Source organism: Georgenia sp. 311, assembly GCF_006151955.1.
Classification (GTDB): domain Bacteria; phylum Actinomycetota; class Actinomycetes; order Actinomycetales; family Actinomycetaceae; genus Oceanitalea; species Oceanitalea wutianyii.
In genome coordinates, this window is the sequence record NZ_VDFS01000035.1 from 21,583 (window position 1) to 33,662 (window position 12,080).

13 protein-coding genes are annotated in these 12,080 nt (G+C 73.5%); 6 read left to right on the top strand and 7 right to left on the bottom strand.

The genetic code is table 11. The features are described 5' to 3' along the window. Nucleotides 1-47 precede the first annotated feature (47 nt). Nucleotides 48-749, top strand: coding sequence for a YggS family pyridoxal phosphate-dependent enzyme (locus tag FHE66_RS05905; RefSeq protein ID WP_139072049.1), 702 nt, complete (start codon nt 48-50; stop codon nt 747-749). 81 nt (nt 750-830) lie between these two features. Then, nucleotides 831-1,379, top strand: coding sequence for a hypothetical protein (locus FHE66_RS05910; RefSeq protein WP_139072050.1), 549 nt, complete (start codon nt 831-833; stop codon nt 1,377-1,379). Nucleotides 1,380-1,430: 51 nt separating this feature from the next. On the opposite strand, the gene FHE66_RS05915 is transcribed toward FHE66_RS05910, so the two are convergent. Then, nucleotides 1,431-3,428: a M13 family metallopeptidase gene (locus FHE66_RS05915; RefSeq protein WP_139072051.1), complete on the bottom strand. Its 1,998-nt coding sequence runs from the start codon at nt 3,426-3,428 to the stop codon at nt 1,431-1,433. 68 nt (nt 3,429-3,496) lie between these two features. Between FHE66_RS05915 and FHE66_RS05920 the strand changes: the two genes are divergently transcribed. Continuing rightward, the gene (locus FHE66_RS05920; protein WP_139072052.1) at nt 3,497-3,943 is read left to right on the top strand and encodes a ribose-5-phosphate isomerase; all 447 of its coding nucleotides are present in this window, start codon (nt 3,497-3,499) and stop codon (nt 3,941-3,943) included. On the opposite strand, the gene FHE66_RS05925 is transcribed toward FHE66_RS05920, so the two are convergent. Continuing rightward, nucleotides 3,940-5,223, bottom strand: a complete 1,284-nt coding sequence (locus FHE66_RS05925; protein ID WP_218013629.1) for a GNAT family N-acetyltransferase — start codon at nt 5,221-5,223, stop codon at nt 3,940-3,942. The two genes, FHE66_RS05920 and FHE66_RS05925, sit on opposite strands and share 4 nt — an antisense overlap. Before the next feature lie 61 nt (nt 5,224-5,284). Here FHE66_RS05925 and FHE66_RS05930 point away from each other — a divergent pair, with 61 nt between their 5' ends. Both FHE66_RS05930 and FHE66_RS05935 read left to right on the top strand, forming a co-directional pair. Next, nucleotides 5,285-5,602, top strand: a complete 318-nt coding sequence (locus FHE66_RS05930; protein ID WP_230976547.1) for an MGMT family protein — start codon at nt 5,285-5,287, stop codon at nt 5,600-5,602. Beyond that, the gene (locus tag FHE66_RS05935; RefSeq protein ID WP_139072055.1) at nt 5,595-6,503 is read left to right on the top strand and encodes an Fpg/Nei family DNA glycosylase; all 909 of its coding nucleotides are present in this window, start codon (nt 5,595-5,597) and stop codon (nt 6,501-6,503) included. Before FHE66_RS05930 ends, FHE66_RS05935 begins: the two co-directional genes overlap by 8 nt. A 25-nt stretch (nt 6,504-6,528) precedes the next feature. On the opposite strand, the gene FHE66_RS05940 is transcribed toward FHE66_RS05935, so the two are convergent. After that, nucleotides 6,529-7,407 (bottom strand): NAD(P)H-binding protein, encoded by an 879-nt coding sequence (locus FHE66_RS05940; protein ID WP_139072056.1) that lies wholly within the window; start codon nt 7,405-7,407, stop codon nt 6,529-6,531. A gap of 142 nt (nt 7,408-7,549) precedes the next feature. On the opposite strand from FHE66_RS05940, the gene FHE66_RS05945 reads away from it, so the two are divergent. Beyond that, entirely contained in the window at nt 7,550-8,509 is a 960-nt protein-coding gene (locus FHE66_RS05945; RefSeq protein ID WP_139072057.1) for an AraC family transcriptional regulator, read from the top strand. Here the strand turns inward: FHE66_RS05945 and epsC are convergent. The 4 genes from epsC to FHE66_RS15395 form a co-directional block, all read right to left on the bottom strand. Next, nucleotides 8,482-9,063, bottom strand: coding sequence for a serine O-acetyltransferase EpsC (gene epsC, locus FHE66_RS05950; protein ID WP_139072058.1), 582 nt, complete (start codon nt 9,061-9,063; stop codon nt 8,482-8,484). The two genes, FHE66_RS05945 and epsC, sit on opposite strands and share 28 nt — an antisense overlap. 1 nt (nt 9,064) lies before the next feature. Beyond that, a complete protein-coding gene (gene cysK, locus FHE66_RS05955; protein ID WP_139072059.1) occupies nt 9,065-10,000 on the bottom strand; it encodes a cysteine synthase A in 936 nt (311 codons plus the stop codon). A 266-nt stretch (nt 10,001-10,266) separates the two neighbouring features. Next, nucleotides 10,267-11,259 carry a DUF1648 domain-containing protein gene (locus tag FHE66_RS05960; RefSeq protein ID WP_139072060.1) on the bottom strand — a complete coding sequence of 331 codons (993 nt, stop codon included), beginning with the start codon at nt 11,257-11,259 and terminating at the stop codon, nt 10,267-10,269. After that, nucleotides 11,256-11,612, bottom strand: a complete 357-nt coding sequence (locus FHE66_RS15395) for a GntR family transcriptional regulator (protein ID WP_139948096.1) — start codon at nt 11,610-11,612, stop codon at nt 11,256-11,258. The genes FHE66_RS05960 and FHE66_RS15395 overlap by 4 nt, the downstream gene beginning before the upstream one ends. Nucleotides 11,613-12,080: the final 468 nt, after the last annotated feature.

Genomic DNA, 12,080 nt, shown 5'->3' on the forward strand with positions numbered 1-12,080 from the left:
CGACGAGCGTCCTGGGAGTCGGCCGGTGGGGCGATATCGTCAGGAGCGTGAGCAGTGAGGTGACCGGGCGACTGGCTGCTGTGCGCGAGCGGGTCGCGCGCGCGGCACGGGTTGTCGGGAGGGACCCCGACGACGTGCGCATCCTCCTCGCCGTCAAGACGCAGACCGGCGACGTCGTGCGCGAGGCAGTCCTCGACGGCGCGCGCCTCCTGGGGCACAACCGCGCCCAGGAGCTCGTCGCGATGGCTCCCGAGCTCGCCGACGTCCCGCACGAGATGCACTTCATCGGACGGCTGCAGTCGAACAAGGCGACCAAGGTCGTCCCGCTCGTCTCCTGCGTGCAGAGCGTCGACGGTCTCGCGCTGGCCCAGCGGCTCGACCGGCTCGCGGGCGAGGCCGGCCGCGTGCTCGACGTCTTCGTCCAGGTCAACACCTCGGGGGAGGCGAGCAAGGCGGGCTCCGCGCCGGAGGGGGCGCTCGAGCTCGCCGTCGGCGTCGGGGTCCTGCCCCACCTGCGGCTGCGGGGCCTGATGACCATCGGCGCGAACTCTGCGGACGTCGACGTCGTCCGGGCCTCCTACGAGCGGCTCGCCCGGCTGCGCGACGACGTCGTCGCGAGCGGTGCCCCCGGCACCGGGGACGCACGCGAGCTGTCGATGGGAATGAGTCGGGACCTCGAGGTCGCGGTCGCGGCCGGGGCGACCATGGTCCGGGTCGGCACCGCCGCCTTCGGGAGCCGGCCCGCCTGACGTGCGGCTTTTCCGGGTTGCCGCGACGTTCGCGTACGGTGTCGGGCGTTGTCGAGAGAGACTGGAAGGTCGATGTCCGAAATGCCCGGGAATCGGCGGCTGACGCCGGCGCAGATCCTGCTCATCGTCGTGGTGAGCATCCTCGTCCTGCTCTTCGTCGTCCTGCTCGCCGGACGGCTCGGGGGCGAGGACGAGCGGTCCGCCGCCGACGCGTCCACCACCCCGGCGGAGGCTCCCGCGGCCAGCGGGACCGCCACCCCGGCGCCCCGGGAGGAGGGGGCGACGCCCGCACCCGAGTCGGAGTACTTCGCCTCACCCACCGGCAACATCGTCTGCGTGCTCACCGTCGACAGCACCGAGTGCGTGATCTCGAACTTCACCTACGAGGCCACCGACGCGGCCGAGTGCGGTGATGAGGGCGCCGGCGGCCACCTGCGCGTGGAGCCGGCCGGGGCGTCGATGCCCTGCGAGCCGCTCGTCGTCGCCGGTGACGTCTCGCCCCTCGCCTACGGCGAGACGATCAGCGCGCACGGCTACACCTGCGAGAGCGCGGAGAGCGGCGTCACCTGCCGCCACGACGAGTCCGGCTACGGGTTCACCGTGGCCCGGGCCGCCTACTCCCTCTTCTGACGTCCTGAGCACGAGGCCCGGACCGCCGTCGCGGTCCGGGCCTCGTGGCGATCACCAGATCTTCACGCGCTCCTCGGGCGGGAGGTACAGCGCGTCGCTGGGCTGGACGTCGAAGGCCTCGACGAAGGAGTCGAGGTTGCGCACGACGCCGTTGCAGCGGAACTCGTTCGGCGAGTGCGGGTCGATCGCCAGCAGCCGGATGACCTCGGCGTCGCGGGCCTTCTGCTGCCACACCCGGCCCCAGCAGTAGAAGATGCGCTGCAGCCCGGTGAGCCCGTCGATCACCGGCGCCTCGTCCAGGCCGGCGAGCCCCTGCTTGCGCAGGGCGATCTCGTAGGCCTTGATGGCGATCGTCAGACCGCCGAGGTCACCGATGTTCTCCCCGATGGTCAGCGCGCCGTTGACGTGGTGCGATCCGTCCAGCTGGGCGGGGGAGAAGGCGTCGTACTGGGCGATGAGCGCCTTCGTGCGGGCCTCGAACTCGGCACGGTCCTGCTCGGTCCACCAGTCCTGCAGCCGGCCGGTGCCGTCGTACTTGGAACCCTGGTCGTCGAAGCCGTGGCCGATCTCGTGGCCGATGACGGCGCCGATCCCGCCGTAGTTCCACGCGTCGTCCGCCTCGGCGTCGAAGAACGGCGGCTGGAGGATCGCGGCGGGGAAGACGATCTCGTTCATCGTCGGGTTGTAGTAGGCGTTGACCGTCTGGGGCGGCATGAACCACTCGTCGCGGTCCATCGGCTTGCCCAGCTTGGCGAGCTCGCGCTTCGTCTCGAACAGCTCGGCGCGCCGCACGTTGCCCATGAGGTCCGTGGGGTCGATCTCCAGGGTGGAGTAGTCGCGCCACTTGTCGGGGTAGCCGATCTTGGGGGTGAAGGCAGCGAGCTTCTCCAGCGCGCGCTCCTTGGTCTCCTCACCCATCCAGTCGAGCCCGGTGATCGACTCCCGGTAGGCCTCGATGAGGTTGTCGACGAGCTCCTGCATGCGGGCCTTGTGCGCCGGCGGGAAGTACCGCTCGACGTAGATCTTGCCCACGGCCTCGCCCAGCACGCCCTCGACGAGGGACACGCCCCGCTTCCACCGCTCGCGCAGCTCCGGCGCGCCGGTGAGGGTGCGGCCGTAGAAGTCGAAGTGCTCCTCGACGAACGCGGCAGGCAGGTAGGGCGCGCGGGTGGAGACGACGTGCCACAGCAGCCACATCCGCAGGGAGTCGACGTCGAGCTCCTCCCAGGCGGCCGCGAAGTGCGTGAGGTAGGACGGCATGCCGACGATGGAGGTGTCGAGGGCGCCGGCGGGCAGGTCGAACGCCTCGCGCCACAGGTCCCACGGGAAGCCGGGGGCGCCCTCGACGACCTCGGCCCACGTGCGCGGGTTGTTGATGAGGTCGGCCTCCCGCGACTTCACCTTGTCCCAGTGACCCGCGGCCAGACGCGTCTCGACCGCCATGACCCGCTGCGCCGCGCCCATCGCCTCGTCGGCGGCGACGAGTCCGGAGAGCTCGAGCATGGTGGCGACGTGCGCGACGTAGGCCGAGCGGGTCTCGGCGTGCGCGTCCTCGCGGTAGTAGGACTCGTCGGGCAGCCCGAGCCCGCTCTGCCACAGGAAGACCGAGTAGCGGTCGGGGTCGTTGAAGTCGGTGTCGACGAAGAGCGCGACGGCGCCGCCGATGCCGGTGGGCGCCAGGGTGCCCATGGCGCGCGCGAGGGCGTCCTTGTCACGGGCGGCGGTGAACAGCTCGAGGTCGGCCTGCAGGGGCGCGGTGCCCAGCGCCTCGATGCGCTCCTCGGCCATGAACGAGGCGTACAGGTCCCCGATCTGCTTCGCCTCACCCGTGGCGTCCTCGGTGGCGGCCTCGGTGATGATGTCGCGCACCCGCTGCTCGGACAGGTCGCGCAGCACCATGAAGGCGCCGTCCCGGGCACGGTCCGCGGGGATCTCGTGCTCCCGGACGTAGGTGCCGTTGATGAAGCGGTAGAGGTCGTCCTGCGGCCGCACGGACGTGTCCATGGCCTGCTCGAACGACATGGGAGCGGTCGTCTCGTTCGTCGTCATGCTCCGACGATACGGGAGCCCTCGGACAGGGGTCCCCGGCACGGCCCGCGCACGGCAAGATAGGGGTCATGCGCATCCACATCGCCGCCGACCACGCCGGCTACGAGCTCAAGACCGCCCTCGTCGAGCACCTCACCGCCGGCGGCCACGACGTCGTCGACCACGGCGCCCACGAGTACGACGCCGAGGACGACTACCCCTCGTTCTGCTTCGCCGCGGGCGAGGCCGTCGTCGCCGAGCCGGGGAGCCTGGGCATCGTCCTCGGCGGCTCGGGCAACGGTGAGCAGATCGCCGCGAACAAGGTCCGCGGCGTGCGCGCCGCCCTCGTGTGGGACACCGACACCGCCGTCCTCGCACGGGCGCACAACGACGCCAACGTCATCTCCCTCGGTGCCCGCAAGCACCCGGTGGACGACGCGATCGCCTTCGTCGAGGCGTTCCTCGCCGAGCCGTTCTCCGGCGAGGCCCGCCACCAGCGTCGCATCGACCAGCTCGCGGCCTACGAGCAGCGCTAGAAGCCCCAGCCGGTGCTGGGGGCCACCGGCCAGCCCAGGGCGGCCGCCGCCGGGACGAGCGAGCCGGGGACGAGCTCGGTGACCCGCCCGGCGGCGTGCAGCGCGCTCAGGGTCGTCCCGCCGAGGTAGGCGGAGCCGAGGTCTGCGACGCCGATCGCCAGGTGCGCCGGTGCCTCGGTCCGGGTGACCTCGACGCCCTCGGGGCCGCCACGCACGTGCCACCGGCCGTGGTTGTCGGGCACGAGCGGGTCGCTGACGTCGAGGACGACGTCGATGTCGCACGGGTAGGAGCGCAGCCGCAGCGCGGCGGGCAGGTCGAGGATGCGCACCCACAGGTCGTCGTGGATCTTGCGGTTGGTGCCGCGCAGGTCGGTGAGCAGGCCGAGGACGGCGTCGTCGGGCGCGAGGTTGCGCACCTCGACCGTCCCCATGAGGTCGAGGTCGAGGAGGGTGGCCCACAGCGCCCGCGCGGCCGCGGCGTCCAGCGCGAGGACGTCGTGGATCTTGACGACGCCCTCCGGGCGGCTCTCGTCGCTCCACTTCTCCGTGCGCCGCAGCAGCGCGTAGCCGCGCGGCTCGCCCGCGGCGTCCCGGACGAACGCGATCCGCCGCCGCTCGGCGCCCTTGCGGGCCGAGGGCCAGTCCAGGACGTGCAGCCGCCGCAGCGCCTCGGTGTCCCGGGTGATCCACCCGGGACGCACGGCGCTGCCGTGGACCTGCTCCAGCTCGGCGCCGTGCCGGGCGACGTCGAAGGTGTCGAGCTCGACGAGGAGCTCCTCGCTCCCGGGAACCGGGCGCAGGTCGGCGCCCCTGCCCAGGGTGAGCGAGGCGCGGTGGCTCGCGATGCCGTATCCGTACCGGCCGTAGATACCGCTCTCCGCGGCGTTGAGGACCGAGAGGACCTCGCCGCGGTCGCGGCTGCGGCGCAGGTGCGCGTGGAGCATCGCGCGGCTCAGGCCGCGCCGGCGGTGCCCGGGGTGCACCCCGACCCAGGTGAGGCCGGCGGCGGGCACCCGCTGCCCGCCGGGCACCTGCACCCGGAAGGCGTAGGAGGAGTGCATCGCCGCGAGCATCGTCCCCCGCGGGCCGTCGAACCAGACGCCGACGCTGCGCGCAGGCTCCAGCGCCCACACGTCGACCTGGTCGTCCTCGGGGGAGGGTTCGAAGGCGAAGGCCCAGCGGTCGATCTCGCGCATGGCGTCGCGGTCGGTGGCGTCGTCGAGCTCGGCGAGGCGGTAGCCGGGCGGCAGCGGGACCTGTGTGGGGTGGGTGTGGGGCACGGGGACGAGCATGGCAGCAGCCCCGACGGCGTAGCGAGCGGTTTTTGGGACAATGGCGGGCGTGACCGACTGGAGCGAGCTCGTCCTCGACGTCGCCGAGGACGTCCCACCCGGTCGTGCCACGACGTACGGCCTCGTCTCGGAGGCCGCGCGGGCGCGCACCGGCCAGGGCTCGGCGCGGTCGGTCGGCGCGGTCATGGCGCGCGAGGGCGGTTCCGTCGCCTGGTGGCGGGTCGTCCGCGCCGACGGGTCGCTGCCCAGCCACCTCGCCGCCCGCGCCGCCGAGCACTACGCCGCGGAGGGGACGCCGCTGCGTCCCGGTGGCGCCGTCGACCTCACCCGCGCCCTGTGGGACCCCGTGGAGGAGCTCCATGCCTGAAGGCCACTCGATCCACCGGCTCGCGCTCGCGTTCGACGAGCTGCTCCACGGGCAGCGGCTGGAGGTGAGCTCACCCCAGGGCCGCTTCGCCGCGGGCGCCGCGCTGCTCGACGGGCACCGGCTCGTCGCCACCGACGCCCACGGCAAGCACCTGTTCCTCGGCTTCGCGGCCGGCGACGACGCGGCAGCCGAGGAGCTGCGCTGGCTGCGCGTGCACCTCGGGCTGGCCGGCTCGTGGACCTTCGCCGGCGACTCGACGTTCCACGCCCCGCACGCCATCGGCGCGCCCCGGCGCCGCGTCGCGGAGGAGGAGACGCCACTGTCCGGCGAGAGCACGGAGGTGGCCCCGGACGACTGGCAGCCGCCCGAGCCGCGCGGGGCCGTGCGCGTCCGGCTGCTCGGTGAGCACGGCGTCGCCGACCTCACCGGCCCCGCCGCGTGCGAGGTGGTGACGCCGGAGGAGAAGGCGGCGGTCCAGGCCCGGCTCGGCCCCGACCCGCTGCGCACCGACGGGGACCCCGAGGTGTTCGTCGCGGACGTCCGGCGCCGGGCGCGGCCGGTGGGCGAGCTCCTCATGGACCAGGCGGTCATCGCCGGCGTCGGCAACATCTACCGGGCCGAGGCGCTCTACCGGGCGCGACTCCACCCGCGTCGCCTCGGCAGGACCGTCTCGGCGGCCAAGCTGCGCGGCATGTGGGCCGACCTCGCGGTGCTCATGGCCGACGGCGTGGCCACCGGCCGCATCGTCACCACCGAGCCGGAGGACCGGCAGGAGGAGGACGACCGGTGGTACGTCTACCACCGCTCGGGCCGCCCCTGCCTGCGCTGCGGCACCCGGGTGACCGAGGACGTCATGGGTGCGCGGCGGGTGTTCTGGTGCCCGCGCGAGCAGCGCCGCTGAGCCCTGCGGTCCCGTCCGCGCCCGCTCAGCCCTGGGGGACGGGCGCCGCGACGACGAGCGCGGCGACCGTGTCCGCCAGCGGCGTGGTGAGCCGCACGGTGCGCCCGCCGCGCGGGGCGAGCAGCCCTTGCTCGTCGGCCCGGTAGAGCTCGGCGAGGCTCTCGGCCACCGGCATCGGCAGACCGGTCGCCGCGAGCGTGGGCGCCCACGCCTCCTCGGGCAGCGGGACGACGGCGAGCTCGCGGCCCAGTGCCGCGCCGAGCACCGCCGCCACCTCCCGCTCGGTGTACTCCGGCCCGAGGACGTCGACGACCTCGTCCGCCGCCGCCGGCGCGAGGAGGGTGCGGGCGACGACGACGCCGAGGTCGCGGGTGGCGCCCATGGGGTGCAGGACGTCGGCGGACGCGGCGAAGACCGGGTAGACGCCCTCGGCGCGCGCGACGTCGAGGACGTCACCGACCTTCTCCTGGAAGTGCCCCGAGCGCAGCGCGCTGACCCGTGCGCCGGTCGCCCGCAGCGACTCCTCGAGGACGTGGAGCCCTGCGATCGGCCCCGTCCCGCCCGGCAGGTCGGCCCCGCCTGAGGACAGGACGACGACGTGCGGCACACCCGCCCGCCGCACGGCGCCCGCCGTCGCGCCGGCGACGGCCCGGGCGTCCGTGGCACCGTCCTCGACGGTGAGGTCGAAGGGCAGCAGGGCGAACAGCCCGGTGCACCCGGTGAGGGCCTCGGCCAGCGCCTCCTCGTCGTGCAGGTCGACGAGCCGTGCCTGCGCGCCGCGTGCCTCCCACGCGGCGGCGGCCTCGGGACGGCGGACGAGGACGCGCACGGGCCGGCCCGCGCGCAAGAGGTGGTCCGCGGCAGCGGACCCGACACGTCCGCTGGCTCCGGCGATGGCGTACATGGGTGCTCCTTCGGGTCGGTGTGCCTGGATCACCGACGCTACGGAGGAGTCTGCGGAGCATCCATGCCTGTCCCTCCGCCCTTCTTGACCGTTCGTCCACTCTCAGCAGGACGTCCGGTTCGTCCGGTGTCAGACTGCGCGCATGAAGGCCACGCCCTGGCAGAGTGCCGACCGCCTCGCGCAGGCGCTGCACACTGTGCGGATGCGCGGCACGTTCTACTGCCACGCCGAGCTCACCGAACCGTGGGCGCTGGAGATGCCGGCGTTCCCTGGGACCGTGAGCTTCCACGCCATCACGGCGGGCACGTGCTGGCTGCGGGTCGACGGCGGGGAGCCGGAGGAGCTGCACGCCGGCGACCTCGCCCTCGTCCCGCACGGCCGCGGGCACGACCTCCTCAGCGACCCCGGCGTGCGCGGGGCGCGCCGCGTCGACCTGCTGCCCCAGCGCTACCTCACCGAGCACTACTCGGTGCTGCGCCACGGCGGGGGAGGGCGCCCCACCCGGCTCGTGTGCGGCGTCGTCGGCTTCGACGAGCCCGCCGCCAAGGAGCTGCTCCGGGCGCTCCCGCCGGTGCTGCGCACCAGCGAGGACGAGGGTGTGCGCGAGACGCTGCGCCTCATGGCGGGCGAGCTGTCCCGTCCCCGGCCCGGCGGGGAGGCGGTGGCGACGCGGCTGGCCGACATCCTCGTCGTCCAGGCGATCCGCGGCTGGCTCGACCGTGACCCGGGCGCCCGGCAGGGCTGGCTGCGGGCGCTGGACGACGAGCGTATCGGGCGGGTCCTGGAGGCCGTCCACGCCGACCCCGGCCACCCCTGGTCGCTCGAGCTGCTCGCCCGCACCGCGGCGATGTCGCGCTCGTCCTTCGCGGCCCGCTTCACCGCGCTCGTCGGCGAGGCGCCGATGGCCTACGTCACCCGCTGGCGGATGCGGCTGGCCCACACGCGCCTCACCGAGGACAGGACGACGGTGGCGGCGCTCGCGGCCGAGCTCGGCTACCGGTCCGAGGCGGCCTTCAGCCGCGCCTTCACCAGGATGGTGGGGCGGACCCCCGGCGCGGTGCGCCGGGGGTCGGCTCAGATGAACAGCGCCGGGTCGGCGTAGGGGTCGACCGCGGTGAGGCGCTCGCGCACCCGCCCGGGCACCCCGACGGACACCGCCCCGTCGGGCACGTCGTGCACGACGACGGCGTTGGCCCCGATCTGCGCGTCGTCGCCGACGGTGATCGGGCCGAGGACCTTGGCGCCCGCGCCGATGACGACGCGGTCCCCGATCGTCGGGTGACGCTTGCCCTTGGTCATCGACCGGCCGCCGAGCGTCGTGCCGTGGAACATGACGACGTCGTTGCCGACGACCGCCGTCTCCCCGATGACGACGCCCATGCCGTGGTCGATGAACAGCCGGCGGCCGAGCACGGCCCCCGGGTGGATCTCGATGCCCGTGAGGCCCCGGACCAGCTGCGACAGCAGCCGGGCCGGGAGCCGCAGCAACGGGCTCGCGTGCCACATGCGGTGGCACACGCGGTGGGCCCACAAGGCGTGGACACCGGGGTAGCCCAGGGCGACCTCGAGGAGCGTGCGCGCCGCGGGGTCACCGCGGCGCGCAGCCTCGAGGTCCTCCCTCAGGAGCACCCAGAAGCGAACGCTCGAGTCGTGCACCTCAGTCGGCGAACTCGCTGTAGAGCGGGGTGGAGAGGTAGCGCTCCCCGAAGCTCGGGATGACGACGACGATCGTCTTGCCCTCGGCCTCGGGGCGCGCGGCGACCTGGAGCGCAGCGTGCACGGCGGCACCGGAGGAGATGCCGACGAAGATGCCCTCCTCGGCGGTGACGCGGCGGGCCATCACGACGGACTGCTCGGCGGAGACGTCGATGACCTCGTCGTAGACGGAGGTGTCGAGGATCTCGGGGACGAAGTTCGCCCCGATGCCCTGGATCTTGTGCGGGCCGGGCTGGCCACCGTTGAGGATGGGCGACTCGGCGGGCTCGACGGCGATGATCTTGACGTCGGGCTTGCGCTCCTTGAGCACCTGGCCGACACCGGTGATGGTGCCGCCGGTGCCGATGCCGGCGACGAAGTAGTCGACCTCGCCGTCGGTGTCGTTCCAGATCTCCTCGGCGGTGGTCTGGCGGTGGATCGCCGGGTTCGCCTCGTTGGCGAACTGCCGGGCGAGGATCGCGCCCTCGCGCTCGGCGGCGATCTCCTCGGCCTTGGCGACCGCGCCCTTCATGCCCTCCGACCCGGGGGTGAGGACGAGCTCGGCGCCGAAGGCGCGCAGGAGCGCGCGGCGCTCCTTGCTCATCGTCTCCGGCATGGCGAGGACGACGTCGTAGCCGCGCGCCGCGCCGACCATCGCGAGAGCGATGCCGGTGTTGCCGGACGTGGCCTCGACGATGGTGCCGCCGGGGGGCAGGGCGCCGGACTGCTCGGCCGCGTTGACGATGGAGACGCCGATGCGGTCCTTGACGGAGTTGGCCGGGTTGTAGAACTCGAGCTTGGCCAGGACGGTGGCCTTGAGGCCGTCGGTGACGCGGTTGAGCCGGACGAGCGGGGTGTGCCCGACGAGGGCTGTGACGTCGTCGTAGATACGTGCCATTGGGGTTCCTTCGCAGCGGAGGTACGGGGGTGGTGAGGCGGGCCACCGACGCTGGTGGCGAGGAGCGCCCGGCATACGGGCGAGCCGCACGCTAGAGCCGGGCGCTCTACTGACAGGGACGGCAGCAGCAGGTGGAGGCGGGGGCGGCGAGCACGGACATGGCTGCGGCGTCTCCTCTCACGGCTGCGCGGGGGCCGGGACACGGCCTGCTGTCGACCCTAGACCAGGCCGCGTGAACGTTCAATCGCGGACGGCCCCGGAGTTCCTCAGTACGCGGGGTGCGTCGTGCGGGCGCGCTGGGCGTAGGTGTTGAGGAGCGCCGCCCCCGTGGCGGCGTCGTCGACCGTGACGACGATGCGCCGTCCCCCGGAGCGCTCGACGGCGATCGCCTCGCCCTTGCGGACGACGACACCGACCGTGCCGGACACGGTGGTGCGCATTCCCCAGCCGCCGAACTCGGCGAACGGGTTCACCTGGGTCACCTCGGCGCGCTCGACCTCCGTAGCCGGGACGTGGAGGCGCGGCCAGCCGAGTGCGCCGCGGGCGCTGAGCCCGCGGGCGTCGACCTGGACCTGCCACGTCGTCATCGTGAGCATGAGGACGACGACCGGAGCGAGCACGACGACGGGGAAGATCATGTCCGACAGCAGCCAGAACCCGACCCCGAGGAGGACGGCGCAGGTCGCGAGCACCCACGTCGTCGTCTGGCCGATGCCGGCGACGCTGCGCACCCACACCGCCCGCTGACCCTCGGGAAGGTCGGCGACGAGGGCTCCGGCGGGCAGCTCGCCGGTCGCGGGCTGGGCCGGGTCGCTGCCGGCGAGGGCACCGGCGAGGGCGCCGAGCGCGACGGCGGCGACGAGGCTGACGGTCAGGCTCGCGTCGGGGGACGCGGCGTCGAACGCGGACGCGGCGTCGACCTGGACGAGGACCGTCGACAGCGTCATGCCGGCGAACAGCGTGGCCAGCCCGGTGGCGAGGCCGAGCGTCATCCGCCGGGTGATGGCCTGACGTCCGGTGAGGACCGCCAGCGTCCCCATGATGACGAGGGAGATGGCGCTGATGACCCCCGTAGAGGCGACGAGCTCGCCGACCGACCCGGTGCGGTCCACGCCGTCGAGGCCCCAGTGGAGGGCCACGGGGTCGGGCAGGCGGGGGAGGAGGGCGGCGACGACGACCCACGCCGCCGCGGTGATCACGACGGGCAGGAGCACCCCGAGCAGCCAGGCGCGGGTGCGGTGCGGTGGGCGAGTGGTCATGGCGTCTCCTCGGAGGTGAGCATGGCGGCGACGGCGGACAGGGGCAGGCCGAGCGCGGCGGCCTCGGTACGGACGGCCCGCAGGGCGGTGAGCAGCGGTTCGTAGTGCTCCGCCGCGTGGGCGGTGACGACGGCGCCCCGCCCGCGGCGCAGCTCGAGCAGGCCCTCGTCGCGCAGGAGCTGGTAGGCGTGCAGCACGGTGTGCTGGTTGACGTCGAGCGACTCGGCGAGCTCGCGCGCCGAGGGCAGGCGCTCACCGCTGGTGAGCTCCCCGGCGATGACCGCCTGGCGCACCTGCGTCGCGAGCTGCTCGAAGATCGGCAGCGAGCTTGAGGTGTCGATCCTGAGCAGCATAGGTTCATCATATTGCGCTACTGCAACTAGAACAACCATCCGACCGAGTGACCCGAGCAACACCCCACCTGCCCTCGCTTCCGGCCTCCCGTCCTCACCCCCTCCCGCGAGAGCGGACTTGTGCGCGACAGCGGACTTGTGCGCGAGAGCGGACTTGTGCGCCAGAGCCGACTTGCGCGCGGGAGCCGACTTGTGCGCGAGAGCGGACTTGTGCGCAAGCCGAGCCGGTGGGCGGACCCGAGCTTCGTGAGCCCGCCCGTGCCCCGAAGTAGTACTGCTGTCCTGACCGAGTCGTGGGCGTGACGAACCCTGCTGTCGCACAACTCGGCTGTCGTGCGGAAGTCCGCTCTCGTGCACAAGTCCGCTGTCGGGCGGAAGTCGGCTGTCGCGGGGGCGGGGAGGGGGAGGGGGAGGGCTACTCGGGGTGCTCGGTGAGGGTGGTGCCGGCGGGGGTGGGGGTGGCGGGGG